The organism is Gammaproteobacteria bacterium (assembly GCA_021647245.1).
In the GTDB taxonomy this organism is placed as follows: domain Bacteria; phylum Pseudomonadota; class Gammaproteobacteria; order RBG-16-57-12; family RBG-16-57-12; genus JAFLJP01.
This window is the reverse complement of the sequence record JAKIVC010000017.1, coordinates 1-19,088: the sequence shown is the minus strand read 5'-3', so window position 1 is coordinate 19,088 and position 19,088 is coordinate 1. Positions and strand designations below refer to the sequence as shown.

Sequence of the window (19,088 nt, the reverse complement as noted above, 5' to 3'; positions counted from 1 at the left end):
AAACTAGCCACGCCAGATAGGCTACGGCAACAGATATTTACTAAAAAACTATCAGGCCGAGCAATACATGTAACAGTATCGGCATATCGGTAAGACATTGGAGTTGAAACTTGCAAATAGCTCGTCATTCAGTTTCGTTAATCTAGCAAATCTCACTCAATATCTGTTCGTTCACTTCATGCAGCACATACTTTCTATCTACCGATTATATAGCCAAATTCACTTTTAAGTAGTTCATACAGTAAGAAATCGGCAATACTTACGGATATTCAACCCTACACAACCCTACAATTTTATTCAAAAAAAAACCTGACAATGTAATGTCAGGTCTTTTGCTGAAACAACAATAAAACAGCAGCCTATTTAATGTGACAAGTCAAACAGAGATTACTATCATTATTCGCTACGCGCAGGAAACTTGGAATAAAGTTGATATTAGTCGCATCGGGTACGCCATGCGGGTCGTGGCAGGAGGCGCACTCCACCTCAAAACCTTCCCCTGAGTCATAAACACGAATTTCATTTTTATCTGCCCGGCGATTACCATTATCGAAGAAGGCGTAACGGCCTGGAATTTCAACGTCCACTTCCCTGAAATCAACCCACGCCTGGCTGGTAAGTGCAGTGGGGTACAATACGCCAACCGGGTGATCATCTCGCAAATCAACTACATTCCCCGTCTGGGGAACATGCGATCCATCTAGCTCACTGGTACCCGCGCCAATAACAAAGTTTTGGAAATCCGGTGGTAGCTGACCATCGTTATGGCACTGACTCGCACATTCAGCCAAACTCTGATTCATGAAAGTGGTCGCAGACCACCCCGCCAGAAACCCAGCATTTACTGTTGCCTCTTGAGTTGCCATATAGTTACCAGAGCCCGGCATATTGATAATAGAATCGATGGCAGTCGCGCCATCATGACAGGAGAGACAGGTTAATGATGCAGGACCAGGAGCCGTGACTGTCTGCTCACCACCGAGCCCCAGTGTAGTCGGTATATTATATGGTACAAACTCCAAATTAACATCAACTGTCCTATTCCACAGCGGCATACCCACACCTGTTGAAGTGTTAGCCCCGTGCGGCGTGTGGCAATAGACGCAGACCTCTCCGTAATTATTACGATAGATATCCATCGTTGCCACATACTGAGGGAAGTCATCTTCCATATAACTCATTGTCATATTATGACGTGTTCCCTTAATACCCTCAGCAACTAAATTATTCGCTCTCGTATCAGGATCCCACCCATCTGCATAACCGACAGAAACCGCCCCCTGCGCAATAACAGCTAAAGCCAACCAGCTTACTCTTTTCATTATTATTCCCTCAAGACTAAAGCATTTCGTGATTGGGCTAGCTTGTCATCGGCCCAGTGAATTTTAAACTAGGATAACAAAAGCTTAGCCAAAAATCATCAACATTTTTTATGCTGAATTAGAGCTTGCGCTATACGGCTGCCATTGGGCTGGCACTGTAGCTCGCTTCGATATACATTTCGCCCAAATCACTTTCAAAAGGGACGATCCACACCGTGCTGCCGGTTTTGTGCTCAATGTGATAATCGTGGCCAACCACCACCACCGGGAGAGAGAGTGACAGCTCACTGCCCCCTTCATCCAAGCTGTTTTTAGCGGCACCCACCACCATATTGGCTATTTCGCCTGCCAGGTCTGCAATGATCGGATTTTCTGCATCAATTTCCATCCCCTGCAACATGCGCTGTGTAATGGAGATAATTACCGCCTTCGGAAAGATCAACGCTACTGAAAAATGTATCTCCTCGCTATTGAGGGAGATGACCGCGGTAATCGCGTCGTTAATCAGTATCTTGTTACCCTGTTTTTCGCGGGAGTCTCCGGCCGTTGCCTTGATACCGCCCATGGAGGCCAATATATCGGGAAGCGCCTGCTTAACTGCCTGTAAATACTCTTGATTCATAATCGACTCTCGCAGATCAAAGATTTTGCTTGCCACGCAATAGTAACATATAACCACCGCTTAAGGCGTTGTTGCCGGCATAAAACATACCGCATTCGGCGCTATTTTTTACACTCACATTGTGAAACACTTCACACATTGCAGTTTAGTCCGTAGAATGGCACGATATTTTCCTGCTGAGCACCGTAGAAGGTAACTAAATAGACTATGACAATTCAAACTGATAACACAGAGCGCCGTGGGCAGTCCTTCCATCTTATCGATGAATTAATGACGCTACGCACCGAAATGTTAGCGCAATATAGCATGCTGGGTGCGGCACGCCCTTTTGAGAAAGATGCTGAGACCATTACCGCCATTCAGGATTTCTGTCAGGCACTGGTAGATTATACCGCCGATGCTCATTTTAGCCTCTATCGCTTTATTTCTGAGGGAAAAGAACGGCGCTCCGGGGTGTTAAGTGTTGCTAATGAGATCTACCCGAAAATATCTGAAACTACCGGCATTATCATTGCGTTTAACGATAAGTATGATAACCAGGCTCACTGTGAGGAGTCGCTCGGTATGCTGGAGAAAGACCTCTCTTATATCGGCGAGGTTCTGGCTGATCGCATTGAAAATGAAGATAGCCTGATTGCAGCGCTGCGCTCTGACCGAAAATAACAAGCCACCAGCAACCAGCGCATTTATCTAGCCATGTGGTCAACAACGCCGATAGCCTTAGCTCTCCTACTGTTTGTCTCCACTTATGCTAGCGCCAGCCTTGCGACTGATCAGCAGAGTAACTACAACCAGCAACGCTTGGCCTTTTTAGAGGCCGAGACTTTTCTGCATAATAACCAGCGCTCGCAGTTTCAGGATCACTTAAAGCGGCTTGAAAACTACCCTCTACTCCCCTACCTCATCTACGCAGACTATAAAAACCGCCTAGGCTACCTGTCGCCGCAGCAGGTTGATTTATTTAATCAGCGCTTTAGTGATACGCCACTGGCCAAACGACTCAGTAACCAATGGCTGATCCAGCTTGCCGAGAGCCGACGCTGGCAACACTTTCTTGAGCACTACCCCGGCGATGGTAATGCTACACTGGCGTGTTACCGCTTACGTGCGCTGTATCACACTGGCGAGGAGGCGCTGGCACTCTCCCGTGTTGCACCGCTCTGGATGGTGGGAAGATCACAACCCAAGGCGTGTGACTCGCTATTTCGCACCTGGCTGGCGTCACGCCACTTTAAACCTGAACTGGCCTGGCAGCGTTTTCAGCTGGCAATGGAGAGCGGCAAATATCGGCTGGCACGCTATCTGATTCGTTTAACCGAAGGTGAACAGCAGCAACTCGCAAAACAGTGGTATCAACTGCGCAGCCAGCCTGAAAAAATCAACACCCTCCAACTGGCCCGGCAACCCGCCACACTGGCCCGCACAATCGTCCGCTTTGGTATTAAGCGCCTAGCCCGATACGATGCCGCTCTTGCCTGGCAGAGCTGGAAAAATTTATCGCCAAAATATGAGTTCAGCCACCAAGAGGTCGCCCGCATCGAGCGCAATCTGGCGCTGGCCAGCCTGCTACAAAAAGAGGCTATCGACCGCCCTGAGTTGGTACAGATAATGGGTGCCCGCGGAAATAGCGACCTTCAAGAGCGGCGTATTCGCGCCGCGTTGGCCGTTGGTGACTGGCAGGCCGTACAAACCTGGCTGCCGCGTCTTAGCCTACAAAAACAGTCGCAGCCGCGCTGGGAGTACTGGTCGATACGTGCCGCAGAGGCGTTGGCAACCGAACGAAAAGAACTCACACTCGCCCGCTATGCCGAACTGGCACAACAGCGGCACTACTATGCCTTCCTTGCAGCGGATAAAATTGGCAGCCCCTATCAGCTTGGTGATCAAAAAATAGTTGCGAATGAGATACAGATTGCCGCACTGCACGCTATTCCTGCTTTTATACGCGCCAGAGAGCTGTTTTTACTGAACCGTGTGGTCGACGCACGCCGTGAATGGCGTTATGCCACACAGCAGATGAATACCCAGCAACTGGCCCAAGCGGCTAAATTAGCAGGTGAATGGGGCTGGCACGACCGTGCCATACACACCGTTGCACAAACACCCTACCGGGATGATCTTGAATTACGCTTCCCGCTCCCTCATCGACAGCAGGTTATAAACGAGGCCGTGCGCCATGAGATTGACCCGGCATGGGTGATGTCGGTCATCAGGCAAGAGAGCGCCTTTATGTCTGATGCCCGTTCCAGTCGTGGTGCATTAGGCTTGATGCAGATCATGCCGCGCACCGGGCGTGAAATCGGGCGACTCCTCAACAGCCCGCTGCGTAATACGGCCAACCTGTTACAGAGCAATCTTAATATTAAATTTGGCACTGCCTATTTAAGGCGCAACCTCAATCGGCTACAAGACAATCCGGTTGCTGCCACCGCAGCCTACAATGCAGGCTATGGTAATGTGCGTAAGTGGTTACCGGAAGGGGAGGCGGTTGAGGCAGACCGCTGGGTTGAAACCATCCGCTTTAACGAAACCCGAAACTATGTACAAAACATCATGGCCTACACCGCCATCTATGATCAACGCCTCAATCGCCCTCCCATTCGCCTAAGCGAAAGAATGCCCGCCATCCAACCAAAACCCTGAACCACAAAAAACACTCACCTCTCAAGCTTATTTTTTTTTGTCCGACACGACACTAGTGCCAACAAAACAGATTAGGAACAGAGAGTGATGAGCCATGAGTAATAAGACGGGTAACGAAAAAGATGTGAGCCAGGAACAGCAAGAACTGGAGGCGCTGCACATTGATTACAAAGGGCAAGTGGAAGCGATTTCTAAGTCTCAGGCGGTTATCGAATTCAACATGGATGGCACCATCATAAATGCCAACCAAAACTTTTTAAGCACCGTGGGCTATTCGCTAAATGAGATAAAAGGCAAACACCACAGCATGTTTGCTGAAGCTGGCTACGCAGCGAGTACCGAATACACACTATTTTGGGAGAAGCTCAATCGCGGCGAGTATGACTCTGGCGAGTACCGGCGTATTGGCAAGGGCGGCAAAGAAGTGTGGATTCAGGCCTCGTACAACCCCATCATGGGTCTCGACGGAAAGCCCTTTAAGGTAGTGAAATATGCCACTGATATCACCTCACAAAAAGATGCACTCAACCAGGTCGCCAAGCTTATCGAAGCCGCTAAACACGGTGATTTGGGACAGCGCATCAATACCGATAGTTACAGCGGCTTCGTGAAACATCTGGTAAATGATATTAACTCGATGATGGAGGCGATTGCGGTACCGCTACGTGAAACTTCGCGGGTTATTCATAAGTTGGCTGAAGGGGATTTGAGGGATAACGTTAACGGTGAATTCGAGGGTGAATTTGCAGATTTAAGTGGTGCGGTTAATACTTGCTTGGGCAATCTCTCGCGAATGGTCAAGCAGATTCAGGACAGCTCCAACGCCACCAGCCTCTCCTCAGCAGAAATCTCCAAAGGCAACGAGGATCTAAGCCAACGCACAGAACAGCAAGCCGCATCATTGGAAGAGACCGCTTCTGCCATGGAAGAGATCACCAGCACCGTAAAACAGAATGCGGATAACGCCAGTGAAGCGAATCAGCTGGGAGCCAATGCCCGCTCTGAAGCGGAAAAAGGCGGTGCGATTGTTGATGATGCGATCACCGCTATGAGCGAAATAAACGACTCCAGCAGAAAGATTATCGACATCATCAGTGTCATCGATGAAATCGCCTTCCAGACCAACCTACTGGCCTTAAATGCGGCGGTTGAAGCCGCTCGCGCCGGTGAGCAGGGGCGTGGCTTTGCGGTAGTCGCCAGCGAAGTGCGTAACCTTGCGCAGCGCAGTGCAGCCGCTGCGAAAGAGATAAAAGGGCTGATCCATGACAGCGTAGAGAAGGTCGAAGAGGGGTCACGTTTAGTTGATAATTCTGGCGAAACACTCACCGGTATCGTTAACGCAGTGCAAAAGGTCAGTGACATTATAGGCGATATTTCAGCTGCCTCCCGGGAACAAGCCGCCGGCATCGAGCAGATTAACAAGGCGATTGCACAGATGGATCACGCCACCCAGCAAAATGCGGCCTTGGTAGAGGAGGTTTCAGCGGCCAGTGAATCGATGAATGAGGAGTCCCGTTCGTTGACTCAATTAATCACATTTTTCAAAGTGAACGACTAGGAGGCTGATACCAGAGTATCAAGTCACTCTCCAGAGGAATATTGGCCTGCGGGTGTGCCGCAACAATACGCGGGGTGTAGTCGGATACCGGACGATTCGCCGCCACCACCCCGGTAAACAGATAAGCGTTGTGGACACCCGCCAGCGCTACACTTCGCGTCATAAGCTGGCATAAAGGCTTACCGCCCGTTGCCGCATCGGCATAGAGCTGAACACTCACCCTCTCCACTGGCAACTCACCAAAATAAGCTTGCACCTCGAAGTGATAGCAACGCTCTTCCAGCCTCGACTCAACATTACCAAAGTGCAGCCCGTGCCAGTACTGCTTAAGCTGCTGATGCCACCTCTCCAGTTCCACGGCGAGTTCAAGATCTGCGCTGCGCTGCCGGTAGGCTTTTGCCAGTGGCAAGTAATAATCTTCGGTGTACTCCCTCATCATGCGGTTGGAGGAGAATTGCGAGGTTAGGCTACCCATGCTTTTCCGCATTCGCCTTACCCACTCCACAGGCAGTCCCCGCTCATTACGGCGGTAAAAACAGGGTACCACCTCATCTTCCAGTAACTGGTATAGCTGCTGTGCCTCTTGAGCATCCCACGCAACCACATCCTCGTGCTCCTCCCCATCCCCCAACGCCCAACCCAGCTCGGCTGCATACGCTTCAGCCCACCAACCATCCAACTCAGAGAGGTTAAGCCCACCATTTACCAAGACCTTCATACCACTAGTGCCGCTGGCCTCCCAGGGGCGGCGCGGGGTGTTGATCCAAAGATCCACCCCTTGCACCAGTTGTGCTGCCACCCCCAAATCGTAATCCTCAACAAAGACTACCCGCTCATGTATGCCATTGGTCTCGATAAAAGCCTGCCATTGACGCAACAGCTGCTTGCCCACCGCATCTTTTGGGTGGGCCTTTCCTGCAATAACCAGCTGCACCGGGTACTCGTGGTTAGTCAATAGGCGCATCAGCCGTTGAGTATCATACAGTAACAGATTGGGGCGCTTATATTCGGCAAAGCGCCGGGCAAAACCCAGGGTCAGTGCATAAGGATCAAGTGTGTCGCGACACGCTCTAATCTGCTCTTGATCCCCGCCACGCCCACGGCGCTGACGCTCCAACCGCTGGCGCAGGAATGCGATCAACCGCTGACGCCCTTCGCTACGAAAGTGCCATAACTTTTCATCGGATAACTGCTGCAACTGCTCACCAACAGAGTCCAAGGTGCCACGCCAACGGGACTTGCCGCACGCCTCGGTCCATAAAGTATCTGCGGTGGCGGAATCCCAGCTGGGCACATGGATACCATTGGTCACATAACCCACCGGCACTTCATCTTTAGGCCAGCGGGGAAATAGCGGCTGAAAAATCTGTCGGCTGACCTCACCATGCAGTTGACTGACACCGTTAACAGCACCCGCTCCACGCATCGCTAAGTAGGCCATATTGAAAGGCTCACTCATATCCCCAGCATTCAAACGCCCCAACGCCAGCAACTCATCCAGAGCCACTCCGTAATCTCGTGCAATCTCCCGAAAATAGCGAGCGAACAGTTCGGGATCGAAGCGATCAAAACCAGCGGTTACCGGTGTATGAGTGGTGAAGAGATTTCCCGCCCGGGTGGCTCGCAGCGCCACATGAAAAGGTTGGCTGTGCTGCTGCATAAAGTGACGAGCGCGCTCCAAAATAGCAAACCCGGCATGTCCTTCGTTAAGGTGGCAAACCGGACAATCAATCCCCAGCATCTCCAGCAGCCGCCAGCCACCGATGCCGAGCACCATCTCCTGTTGCAGCCGCATCTCCTCACCACCACCATAAAGCTCGCTGGTGATGGCTCGATCACCTGGATCATTAAGCGGGTCGTTGCTATCGAGCAGCAACAACGTCCGCCGCCCCACCTGGCCACGCCAGGTACGCAAGCGCAAAGAGCGACCAGGCAACTCCAGAGTTACCCGCACCCACTCGCCCCGATCATCGCGCAACGGCACAACTGGCAGCATGGTTGGAACATTGTAAGGATAAAATTCGATCTGCTCACCCTGCGGGGTAATTGCCTGACGAAAATAGCCCTGTTGGTAGAGCAACCCAACACCTACCAACGGGACATTCAGGTCACACGCTGTTTTGATGTAATCCCCCGCCAATACCCCCAACCCACCCGAGTAGATCGGTAAGGATTCACAGATTCCAAACTCCATGCTGAAATAGGCAATATGCCCCGAAAGATCACCATCAATCACCTCGGAAAACCACGATTTCTCTTCAATATGCGCCCGCCTCATATCGAGTTGGTGCTGTAATTTATCAAGAAACCCGACATCACTCGCTAGGGCACTCATGCGTTGCTCTGAAACGGTATCAAGAATCAACCAGGGGTTGGCCGTCGCTGCCCATAACTCAGGAGCAACCTGATGCCACAAAGCATCGGCTCCGTGGTTCCAGCTCCAGCGAAGATCTAGCGCCAAGGTCGCCAAACCTTGTAATGGTTCAGGCAGTGCGCGGGGAAGATAGTGGTTTGTTTGCATGTTAACCCTCTCAGGAGATCTTTTTTTGCAAGAAAAAATTCCGCTGACTAAATAGCAACTCCGCCATAATCACCACGAGATAGATCAGAGCCAGCTTAATCAGGATAGTCGCATCGTTCTGCCACAAATAGAGCAACAGTGCCAACAGCGAAGCGATGGAGAGCAGAAAGCCACAGAGTGTTACGGAGAGACGGATACCGATCTGTTTTCTCAAGCGTAAGGCCGAGAGATTTATGGCCGCAAAAATCAACAAAAAGGTTGCGCTGGCAAAAGAGGAGATCAGGGTCAAGTCGCTGGTATTAACAAAGATCAATGTTACCCCGGTAATCACCAGCAAGCTGACCCAAGGGATGTTGTTTTGCTGGCGACGAAAGCCAAATACTGCGGGCAACGCCTTCTCTTTAGCCATCACACTGCCCAGACGTGCTGAGCCAAACAGTGTGGCGTTAATGGCCGAAGCGGTAGAGAAGAGCGCCGCCAGCCCAATCAGCAAAAAACCCGCATCACCCAAAAATGGCTTGGCCGCCACCGCCAGTGCATACTCTTCATAACGCGCCACCTCTTCGGGTAGCAGATTCCCCACCGCAACCAGTGATACCGTGATATAAATGAACATGGCGATGCTAATGGACCACATAATTGCCCGGGTCAGGTTGCGCTCTGGATCCTCCATCTCATTGACCGCATTGGGAATCAACTCAAAGCCTTCATAGGCAACAAATACCAGTGCGGCTGCCATCAGCACGCCAAGTTCACCTTGGTTAAACACCGGCAACAGCCGGTCTCCCTCAACATAAAACAGACCAATCACCGCAAACAGAAGCAGAATTAACACCTTGGCCGTAACAATCACCAGCTCAGCGTTACCCGCCTCACGCACACCATAAAGATTGATACTGAGAAACAGCAACAGCACAAACGATTGCAGCAGATGGTGCACAGCGGAGTCGCCATCACTACCCAGCATCGCCGCACCGTAAACACCAAAGGTAAACGCATAAAGCGCCAGCGTGCCAATGTAGCCCGCCAGCAGCAGCCAGCCACCGATACCCGCCACGTAACGTGCTTTAAATGCCTTTTCCAGATAGGTAAAGCTGCCGCCATCGGATCGATACATCAACCCCAACCGGGCATAGGAGTAGCCGGTCAGTAGCGCGATCACGCCACCCAGTGCAAAGGCGATGGGTGCCGCGTGCCCCGCCTGGGCAATGGCAAGGCCCAACACCGCAAAGATACCCCCACCCACCATTCCACCTACACCCATAGCGATCATCTGTTTAAGGTCAAGCTTGGCGGCTATCTTCTGGGTTACTGCCATTAAGTTAACACTCCTCTCCCGCATGGGGATGCATACGGCGCTATTATTTTGTACGGTATGAATTCCTACCGAGAGCCGTGCAAACCAGAAAAAGACCCTTAACTGAGGTGAATCGCTACATCGGTCGACTCACTGGCCGACAATACATCATAAGCCCGCTCCACCTCTTGCAGGTTACCGTGAACAACCACCAGGTACTGCTCTATATTAAGTGCTGTTTCGTAACGGATAATACTCTCCTTCGGAATACCAATGCTATAGAGCGCGGCCCCCAAGGCACTGAGGCCACCCACCACTACAGCACTCTCCAGTGTCGCCACCAGTACGGCAACCAAAGGCCCCGCCATCAGCACGGGTCCTACACCGGGTATCCAAAACAGACCCGCGCCAAATAACAACCCCCAGACACCTCCCCAGAAAGCACCCTTTTTCGCCCACAACTTGACCCGTTTACCGGTACTGTAGAAACCAATAGGATACTCCTCGTGATCATCTCCTTTGCCAATAAGAGAGACCTTCTTAATATCGAATGCAGCCTGTTGCAACATCCGCACCGCCGCCTCCGCCTGCGGCTGGGATAGGTATAACGCCACGCAGCTATTTTGATCCACCCTCTCAACCTCCCTGCTCTGACCCCACACATAACTGTGATGATCATGCACCACCAAGCGCGTGAATTCTGCTACCAGGGTTACACAGGGCGAAGGAAGTGAGAGAAAGAGGGTTCAAAGGCACCCTTAAGATATCGCCAAAAGGTAGGCGCTTGGCTCTACTGCAAGGTGGGTGCTTTAGCCGTAGGCAGTGCCAACTGCTGCTCTGCTCGCTGTGCCAGTGCATTGAGCTTTTCCACTGCCAGATAGCCGCGGTGGGCATCGATGATCCCCTCCTGCTTCCAGTGTTGCAACTGCCGGTTCACAACCACACGCACACTGCCAATCATCTCGGCCAGCGATTCGTTAGAGAGGTCGTTTATCAGGCGCGGCTCGGCGTGCTCAAGCTCTGCATTATCCAAATGGCGCAATATCAACCGCGCCAAACGGGTCTCGGTATCATGCAAAGCCAGGTCCTCTGCCAGGTTTGCCAGAGCACTCATCTGCTGTCCGATATAGGGTAGGAGTGTACGGTTAAATGCAGAGTGGGCGGTGATCCACTCCCGAGTCTCCTCCATGGGCATGCTCAACAGCGCAACATCATCCAGGGTTTCGAGCATCAGGTCGTGGGGCTGTCCATCCAACAAGCTGAAAAGACAAAAACCTTCTCCGGGACCATGCAAAAACAGGGTAATCATGCGACCGCTATGTGGATTACTGCGGCTAAGCCGCACCCTGCCCGAGAGGAGTATATGAAAACGCTGCCACGTCTCCTCCAGCGGCAATAAACGCCGCTGCTTCCAGGTCTCACGACGACAACGACTCAAGATATCCACCAACGTATCTCGATCAAGTTCGCCAAACAGTGTTGACTCCTGAAGGCACTTCAGGCTATCGGCGTAAAAAGGTGATTCGGGCGTCATGTTTTCTCCTCCAATGACCCTTTTGAGTCAGGCAGAAACAATAGTTCAAAAAACGTCGCAAAGCGAGTACTGGGAATTAGGTGACATTGTGAAAAACGGATGAAATATCCGGGATGACGATATAGACTACGACGAATATGAGTGCTTTTCGTCAAACAGACAGATGGATATTAATAGTGTGGGTACTGCTGCTCTCACTGGCACTGCTGTGCGTACAGAGCAGCCAGCTGCATATTCACAGCCTGGGGCATGGCCATGATACCCATCACAGCCATACCATGGATGAGCTAGCCGATCACCTCCACTTGAGCAAAGCACATCTTATTCACGACACCTCCCACAGCGACCATCATAGTAGTCTCCTATCCAACATTGAGATCAACCCTGATGAGTCACTGAAAAAAACCCATCACACGACCCCGGCAATCGCTCTCTTTGTGCTCTTTTTCAGCTTGATACTCTCTCCCTCCTCGCAACAGATCCATCCACACTACCACGAGGCAAAACGTGCCCTTTATAGCCGTTACACCCTCTCCCCACCTTTACGCGCACCCCCAACAGTCGCCTAGCCTAACCCCTTTAAAAGCGTTCACTAAAGCACACTACCTCGATTTTATATGCCACTTTGGCTATGAGACGATCAGGCTAGCGAGTGCACAAATACTTTGTGTAACCAGGAAACAGATCATGTTATTAAAAACAAAAATTACTTTTTTTATAACCAGCATACTTTTGCTTATTCTCTTGCCCCAGCTCGGCTATAGTCACGGCATGTCCGATGCGGAAAAACAGCTCATCATTGAGGGGGGCAACTTGCACTACATCTGGATTGGTGCCACCCACATGCTGTCAGGCTATGACCATTTACTGTTTGTTTTCGGCATTATTTTTTTTCTAACCCGCTTTAAGGATATTGTTAAATACATCACAGCATTCACACTTGGCCACAGCGTTACCCTGATTTTCGCCACCTTCAACGCCATTCAGATCAACTACTTCCTGATCGATGCCATCATCGCCCTGAGTGTCTGTTACATCGCCTTTGTTAATCTGGGCGGATTCAAAAAACAGCTCAACATCAACCCACCCAATATGCTGATGATGATTACCGGCTTTGGTCTAATTCATGGATTAGGTTTATCAACTCGCCTGCAACAGCTGCCACTGAGCGAAGACCAGCTGTTAATGAATATTATCTCCTTCAACCTCGGCATCGAAATAGGGCAAATTGCAGCACTCACACTGATGCTACTGGTTATTTCCGTTTTTCGAAAAAGCCGCGCCTTTGCAACCTTTAGCCGAATTACAAACGCACTTTTGATTCTAGCCGGAGGCTATCTTTTTTTGATGCAGATGCACGGCTACGCCCACACCAGCCACCCGGAGGAGTTTATTGTCGAGCAGCCGGCCCACAACAGTGAAATAACAGCACTAACAACAACCCAGCCAGAATGGAGAGACACCATCACCCTCACTCTTCCCGCCAGAAGTGACAAAGAGTACAAGCTCCAGCTAAAGAAGGGCGCAACACTTGAATACCAATGGGAAACCGATGGCACAGCACTCTTTTTCGATTTTCACGGAGAGCCTGAAAATGATAACAGCGGGTTTTTCAAAAGTTATACAAAGGGTACCGAAAGCCAATCAAGCCGTTCATTAACCACACCGTTCACAGGCACTCACGGCTGGTATTGGAAAAACCACAGTAGCTCCCCGGTCACCCTGACCCTAAAGACCAAAGGTGAGTATCAACGCCTTGGTTTAGACAAATCACTGGATCAATTTGAAGCAGAGATGGATATGATGGATAGCGGCTTATGATGTAGACAGTCTGGATCAGGGTGAAAGCAACCGCTTCACCCTCTCCAGCAGCTCTTTCGCTTGCATTGGTTTGGAGATAATATTTTCATAGAGCGCAAGGTCTCCCCCTTGCATATGACGGTCATCACTAAAACCACTTACCAGCTGAATTTTAATGGCGGGATATTTTTTCCGCACAATTTCGGCCAACTGATAGCCATCCATGCTGGGCATAATCACATCTGAAAGTAACAGATCGATGTGCTCACGTTCCAGTACATCCAGTGCCTGCTGGGCGCCTGCCGCAGTGATCACCCGGTACCCCTCGCGGCCTAATATCTCTGACTCCAGTTTGAGCAGACTCGGCTCATCATCCACCACCAGAATCACTCCCCTCCCTTCAAGGCTCTCTTTTTCTGTAACGCTGGCCTCTTGCCCTGAAAAACCCTCAGCACTGTCACGAGGAAAATAGAGCGTGAAACAGCTCCCTTTCTCCAGTTCTGAGTAGACACTGATCGCGCCATCACTGCGTTCGACAAAGCCGTATACCTGGCTTAAACCCAGCCCAGTGCCTTTATCTCCCTTGGTTGAATAAAACGGTTCAAATATCTTCTCTTTAGTCTCTTCATCCATACCGCGTCCGGTATCGATAATATCGAGCACCACATAGTCTCCCTGCCCCAGCTCAAGCACTCGCGCCTCACACTCAGCCAGTGACTTGTTCGCTGTTTTAAAGGTCAACTGCCCCCCCTTAGGCATTGCGTGCATCGCATTAATGGCGATATTCAAAATGGCATCTTCAAAGTCACTTTCATCCACCTTGATCGTCCACAGCTCGTCGGCCAGATCAAACGTTAATAGAATCCGCGAGGTCAAGGTTTTTTGCAGTAAGTGTGCCTGCTCCTTTAGCAGTGAATTGATATCAACTCGCTTGGAGTTTGAGGCGCTTTGCCGTGAAAAGGCCAGTAACTTCTTGGTGAGTTTCTCGCCACGTTTGCCTGCCCGATGGATCTCACGCACATATTGAGCAAGATCGGGCTGCTCATCCAGCATCTCCTCTAGCAGCTCGGCATAGCCTAAAATAATACCCAGCATATTGTTGTAGTCATGAGCGACCCCACCGGTCAGCTTGCCAAGCGCATCCATTTTCTGCGTTCTGCGAATTGTTTCATCAAGTTGTTTGCGAGCCGTAATATCTTGCGCAATACCCACAATGGCCGAAACATCACCGCTCTCATTTAAAACCGACTCCCCCATCAGGTGCACCCATTTCACCGGCCCATGGCGCAGCAGCAGACGGCACTCGATACTCCAGTCCAAACCATAACCAATGGCATTGGAAATATGGGTAAGGAAGTGTTCAAGATCATCGGGGTGAAGTGCATTAACCAAGTGATCCAATACAATTTCACCACGCTCTAACTCAAATATCTTGCGTAACTCTCGAGAGACCTCCACTGCATTTGTCTTCAGATCCAGCTTCCAGTTACCTATTTTCGCGATCTCTTGCCCTCTTATCAGGTTGCTCTCACTCTCATCCAGCTGCCTCTCAATGCATTTTCTTGAGGTGATATCCAGAAAGGTAACCACTGCACCAACACATTTATCCCCAGAGAATATCGGGTGCGACCAATACTCTACATAAAATTGGCTACCGTCTTTGCGCCACAGGACCTCATCATCAATATGTACCTTTTTTTGTTCGCGGCAAGCGCGATAGATATGGCACTCATCCGCAGGATATTCCGAACCATCTGGATAGTGGTGGTGGATACAGTCATGTATGTTACGGCCAAGAAGCTCGGTATCTTGTTGATAACCCAGCATATCGAGACAGGATCGGTTAACAAAAGTACACTCACCCTTATGGTTAACGCCATAAATGGCTTCTGCGGTAGAGTTAAGTAACAGGCGAACTTGGGCTTCACTTTCAGCCACTGATTTTCGCAATTGATACTGCTCTGTCACATCATTAAATACCAACACCATGCCGAGAATTTTTTCATCTCCGCCTCGAATGGGTGCGGCTGAATCGGCAATTTGGTACTCATAGCCACACTTGGCGATAAGGGTGGTGTTGTTACTGAGATAGACTGTCTCGCCATGGGAGATCACCTTATCAATCGGATTTTCTATGGGTTCTCGCGTAGCGGCATCCACAATTGGAAATATCTCTTTTAGTGGCCTCCCTTGTGCTTCGTCAAAACACCAGCCAGTCAATTTTTCTGCGACCGGATTCATGCGTGTGACATCACCCAACTCATCGGTGGTGATCACCGCATCACCAATACTATCGAGTGTAATTGTTAAACGTGCTTCGCTCTTTTCCAGCGCGGTAATGGCTGATTTTTTCTCGGTAATATCACGAATAATCTCTATAAAAGCGCTCTCACCCTGAACCGAAGAGGTTGAAACTTCAACCCAGAGTTGATCACTCACCTCCAGCTCACAAGCAGATAGTTCGGCCCCATTGGCAATCGCCTGGCAGATAGGACAAGCCGACTGGTCTATATTTTTGTTGTGAAAAACCGCATGGGATCGCTGGCCGATCAGATCAGCCACTGATCTATCTGCCAGCAAACAGGCTGACTTGTTGAGGTGCCGTATCGTGCCCTCTCTATCGACAATAACAGCAGCATCAGGAATGGCATCATAGTAAGTTTCAGCCTTAGACATCGCACTAAAAGGCTCGCGTAGTGTGGTGCGAACCACCGCAATAAAGATCAGCCAAAATGAAAACAGCTTAAAAATATGCCCCACTATATTGGATATTCCATAAACAGTGATATAAAAGGTGAAAGCCAGCTCAGCTGCCATTGTTAGCAGCATGGATGCAACCATCAAAACAAACACCCGAGGGTCGATCATTTTTCGCTGCGAGAAAAGATAAAAAATGGCTATCGCGAGTATTAAAATAATCGCGTATTCACTCAAAATTTTAAACGGTGTCAAGCCCTCGCCTTCAATAAATGCAGCTGGGAAATTACCCGAAAAAACCGATACGACGAGAGCAACAGAGATGACAAGAAATAGCGAAAGAGCCGCACCTCGATTAAGAGAGTGGGTTAGAAACCAGGGAGCCGTTAACAACAACAGAGACTCTAAATAGCGTGTACCAATCCACAGCTGGGTAGATAAATTTGCCCCAGACAGCGAAAATATCGGCAGCCCTTGATAGGCCAGCGTATGAATCATATCCAACGCTGCAACAGAGAGGTAACCACACCCTAAGTACATCAGAAAGTGGTTACGGGTAAATGAGTAGACCTGCCATGCAACCACCATCATCAAAACAGCGACGGTAATGGCAAAAAATTCAATCAGAGTATGAAATAGAAGAAAGTTATATTGGCTTATGATAATCAGAAACAGGCTCAACAACAGCGGCAGGATCAATGTATTGGCATCAATTAAACGGCGTGAAGCACTCATTAAGTTTATTCCGTATCAGTGACGTTGGACTCTATTCACTCAGATTTTACTTCGACAACGACTCCACGTAATCAACGCTTCGGCAGGCATCGGCTTGGCAATAAAATAGCCTTGGGCCACATCACAGCCCAGTTTTTTCAACTCATCCCATATCTCTCTCGTCTCAACACCTTCAGCAACCAGCCTCATGCCGAGCATATGCCCCAGCATGATGCATATTTTTACAATCACCATCGCCTCTTTATCTTCGATCATTCGCATAATGAATCGCTGATCTATTTTCAACTCGGTGAAGGGGGCTTGGTAGAGTTGTGTTAGTGACGAATAGCCGGTGCCAAAATCATCGATAGATAGAGAGAAGCCTTTCATTCTCAGCCGGTTAAGAACATCCAAAGATGAGGTCAATTCACCCATAAATGCACTCTCTGTAATTTCCAGCTCGATTTTACCGGGTTCAATGGCATGTTTATCGGTCAGCTCTTTCAGCTGTTCTGGCAAGCTCAAACTCTTAATATTTTCAGCTGAAACATTGACCGAAATAACCACATCAAGCCCCTCAGACTGCCAGCGCCGACTCTGCTCTACTGCCAATATAATCACCACCTCGGTCAAGCGGTCAATTAACCCCTCTTTTTCAGCCAGCGGAATGAAATCTCCAGGAAAAATAAGCCCTCGATCAGGGTGCTGCCATCGAACCAGCGCCTCAACACCCAACAGAGCCTCTGTCTCAATCGTGACCTGTGGCTGAAAATGTAGAACCAGTTGACGCTGCAAAATAGCCTCTGTCAGCTCTTGTGCAGTGACGGGCTCATTATGAGAAACGGGGCTGATTTCTGCTCGCTCCCCTCCCGCAACACTTTCCAGTGCTTTAATAAACTCCTTTCTAACCACAGGCTTAGTCAAACTGGCGAGTACTTTTATATCGTGAGCTTCTGCCAATTGCCGGGCAGAGTGCAACACTCGTGCATCAAAACCACTGATCAAGATCAGCACTAGTCGTTTTTTCTCTTTCGCCAGAGCCCTAATGACCTCAATACCATCCATTTCTGGCATATTAAGATCCAATACCAAAATACCACCTGCGCTCAAATCGTAATCCAAAAAACGGCTGGCACTCTGCTCAGACACCGCTGACCAGCCGGAACGTTTAGCAAGCTCAAGCAGTAGATTGGCATACTGCGAATCATCATCAAGAATGTAGAGTTTAGGTTTCACAACCCAACACTAACCCAATGTAGAGAATCTAACTAGAAAAATATTCAGTAACGCCCAGTCCCCAGAGCCAATACGCTAAAAACAAAAAACCCCGCACAAGGCAGGGTCTCAAGAATACAGCTCTAATAATATATTGAGATGCAGGTTACACAATCAAGTCAGCTTAAACACGGCGGCGGGCCATAACGCCCATTCCAAGCAGGCCGAACCCCATCAGAAAAACAAGCGCCGGCTCAGGAACCGCTTGAACGCGCATACCGCTCAGCACAAAGTTATCATTCCACTCACTAGCGCGAATCGTAAAAGAGTCACTCACATAAGTACCTAAAGAGAAGGTCTCCCAACCACCCGTGGTTTCAAGGTTGTGGGCCACACTGATACCATCCACATAGAGATCAAACTCATCATTAAGTGTATCGTGTGCAAAATTGAAACCGATCAGACTAACTGCCCGGTCAAATGAAAGCGTCAAGTAATCATCACGCCAGCGACCATCAATATCGGAGCTGTCAAGGTGGCCATTTCGTACCCCAAGGCCATGGACATCCCGGCTAACATCAGCACTGTTACTGAAGCCGTTGTAGGTTGCGGTAATGGTCACGGTCAAACCGTCCACCGTAAAGTCCATTGATGGAGAACTGCCGCTGCCACTGTTTTGGAAGTTGTATTGGATCGGTGCCGCATTGACACTGCCGACCATTCCAACAACCAGTACCGCTATTAACAACAAAAATCGCTTCATCTTCACATCCCACTACTAAAAAGGTTTCAAAAGCCACAATGACTTCACTACCATTACCACAAGCAAACAGCATGCCATACAAATAAGAGCATGATTAATAACAAGAAAAAAACCATTATATTTATAATACAAAAAAGATGTAAAAAGAACCGACATCGTTATCCCCCTGACTCCAATCTAAAAAACAGAAGTAAAAAACAATATCACTAACAAAGAGCCCGCCAAAATAACCACTCGCAACCAGGAGAAAACAAGGCTTAATAAAGAGCAACATAAATCGGGTAGCCAAGGGTCTCTAACCCTCAGCCCCCACAACACCCTGCATGCGGCTCCGCACAGGGCGTTTCACTTAGCATAGTGAAGCTTGATCCATCCATCACGTAGTGCCACTAGCCCCTGAGA

The 19,088-nt window shown here is 49.6% G+C and carries 13 protein-coding genes and 2 pseudogenes; 6 read left to right on the top strand and 9 right to left on the bottom strand.

All coding sequences use genetic code 11. The features are described from left to right. Positions 1-359 precede the first annotated feature (359 nt). A complete protein-coding gene (locus L3J94_06295; GenBank protein MCF6218359.1) occupies positions 360-1,322 on the bottom strand; it encodes a hypothetical protein in 963 nt (320 codons plus the stop codon). A gap of 130 nt (positions 1,323-1,452) precedes the next feature. Continuing rightward, a complete protein-coding gene (locus tag L3J94_06290; protein ID MCF6218358.1) occupies positions 1,453-1,980 on the bottom strand; it encodes a chemotaxis protein CheX in 528 nt (175 codons plus the stop codon). Positions 1,981-2,151: 171 nt separating this feature from the next. Between L3J94_06290 and L3J94_06285 the strand changes: the two genes are divergently transcribed. The 4 genes and pseudogenes from L3J94_06285 to L3J94_06270 all read left to right on the top strand — a co-directional run bounded on the left by L3J94_06285 (position 2,152) and on the right by L3J94_06270 (position 6,145). Continuing rightward, a complete protein-coding gene (locus L3J94_06285) occupies positions 2,152-2,607 on the top strand; it encodes a sigma D regulator (GenBank protein ID MCF6218357.1) in 456 nt (151 codons plus the stop codon). A 33-nt stretch (positions 2,608-2,640) separates the two neighbouring features. Further along, positions 2,641-4,587: a transglycosylase SLT domain-containing protein gene (locus L3J94_06280; protein ID MCF6218356.1), complete on the top strand. Its 1,947-nt coding sequence runs from the start codon at positions 2,641-2,643 to the stop codon at positions 4,585-4,587. Between the two features lie 220 nt (positions 4,588-4,807). Then, positions 4,808-5,314 (top strand): annotated as a pseudogene (locus L3J94_06275) (PAS domain-containing protein). Between the two features lie 54 nt (positions 5,315-5,368). Then, positions 5,369-6,145: pseudogene (locus L3J94_06270) on the top strand (methyl-accepting chemotaxis protein). Here L3J94_06270 and glgP read toward each other — a convergent pair. The 4 genes from glgP to L3J94_06250 all read right to left on the bottom strand — a co-directional run bounded on the left by glgP (position 6,129) and on the right by L3J94_06250 (position 11,497). Beyond that, complete coding sequence (gene glgP / locus L3J94_06265) at positions 6,129-8,666, bottom strand: alpha-glucan family phosphorylase (GenBank protein MCF6218355.1); 2,538 nt, start codon at positions 8,664-8,666, stop codon at positions 6,129-6,131. The pseudogene L3J94_06270 and the gene glgP sit on opposite strands and share 17 nt — an antisense overlap. A gap of 10 nt (positions 8,667-8,676) precedes the next feature. After that, entirely contained in the window at positions 8,677-9,984 is a 1,308-nt protein-coding gene (locus L3J94_06260) for an APC family permease (GenBank protein MCF6218354.1), read from the bottom strand. Between the two features lie 98 nt (positions 9,985-10,082). Then, a complete protein-coding gene (locus L3J94_06255; GenBank protein MCF6218353.1) occupies positions 10,083-10,595 on the bottom strand; it encodes a DUF1269 domain-containing protein in 513 nt (170 codons plus the stop codon). 158 nt (positions 10,596-10,753) lie between these two features. After that, entirely contained in the window at positions 10,754-11,497 is a 744-nt protein-coding gene (locus L3J94_06250; protein MCF6218352.1) for a Crp/Fnr family transcriptional regulator, read from the bottom strand. 176 nt (positions 11,498-11,673) lie between these two features. Between L3J94_06250 and L3J94_06245 the strand changes: the two genes are divergently transcribed. Both L3J94_06245 and L3J94_06240 read left to right on the top strand, forming a co-directional pair. Beyond that, positions 11,674-12,066, top strand: coding sequence for a hypothetical protein (locus tag L3J94_06245; protein MCF6218351.1), 393 nt, complete (start codon positions 11,674-11,676; stop codon positions 12,064-12,066). Positions 12,067-12,184: 118 nt separating this feature from the next. Then, positions 12,185-13,318 carry a HupE/UreJ family protein gene (locus L3J94_06240; protein ID MCF6218350.1) on the top strand — a complete coding sequence of 378 codons (1,134 nt, stop codon included), beginning with the start codon at positions 12,185-12,187 and terminating at the stop codon, positions 13,316-13,318. A gap of 15 nt (positions 13,319-13,333) precedes the next feature. Here L3J94_06240 and L3J94_06235 read toward each other — a convergent pair whose 3' ends face one another. The 3 genes from L3J94_06235 to L3J94_06225 all read right to left on the bottom strand — a co-directional run bounded on the left by L3J94_06235 (position 13,334) and on the right by L3J94_06225 (position 18,686). After that, positions 13,334-16,729 (bottom strand): PAS domain S-box protein, encoded by a 3,396-nt coding sequence (locus L3J94_06235; protein ID MCF6218349.1) that lies wholly within the window; start codon positions 16,727-16,729, stop codon positions 13,334-13,336. A gap of 39 nt (positions 16,730-16,768) precedes the next feature. Next, positions 16,769-17,944 (bottom strand): EAL domain-containing response regulator, encoded by a 1,176-nt coding sequence (locus L3J94_06230; protein ID MCF6218348.1) that lies wholly within the window; start codon positions 17,942-17,944, stop codon positions 16,769-16,771. 163 nt (positions 17,945-18,107) lie between these two features. Continuing rightward, on the bottom strand, positions 18,108-18,686 hold the full coding sequence (locus tag L3J94_06225) for a PEP-CTERM sorting domain-containing protein (GenBank protein ID MCF6218347.1): 579 nt from the start codon (positions 18,684-18,686) through the stop codon (positions 18,108-18,110). Positions 18,687-19,088 lie beyond the last annotated feature (402 nt).

Coding starts and splice junctions, on each gene's coding strand:
- L3J94_06240 (MCF6218350.1), top strand. CDS start 12,185: ATGTTATTAAAAACAAAAATTACTTTTTTTATAACCAGCATACTTTTG.
- L3J94_06260 (MCF6218354.1), bottom strand. CDS start 9,984: ATGGCAGTAACCCAGAAGATAGCCGCCAAGCTTGACCTTAAACAGATG.
- L3J94_06285 (MCF6218357.1), top strand. CDS start 2,152: ATGACAATTCAAACTGATAACACAGAGCGCCGTGGGCAGTCCTTCCAT.
- L3J94_06225 (MCF6218347.1), bottom strand. CDS start 18,686: ATGAAGCGATTTTTGTTGTTAATAGCGGTACTGGTTGTTGGAATGGTC.
- glgP (MCF6218355.1), bottom strand. CDS start 8,666: ATGCAAACAAACCACTATCTTCCCCGCGCACTGCCTGAACCATTACAA.
- L3J94_06280 (MCF6218356.1), top strand. CDS start 2,641: ATGTGGTCAACAACGCCGATAGCCTTAGCTCTCCTACTGTTTGTCTCC.
- L3J94_06250 (MCF6218352.1), bottom strand. CDS start 11,497: ATGACGCCCGAATCACCTTTTTACGCCGATAGCCTGAAGTGCCTTCAG.
- L3J94_06235 (MCF6218349.1), bottom strand. CDS start 16,729: ATGAGTGCTTCACGCCGTTTAATTGATGCCAATACATTGATCCTGCCG.
- L3J94_06295 (MCF6218359.1), bottom strand. CDS start 1,322: ATGAAAAGAGTAAGCTGGTTGGCTTTAGCTGTTATTGCGCAGGGGGCG.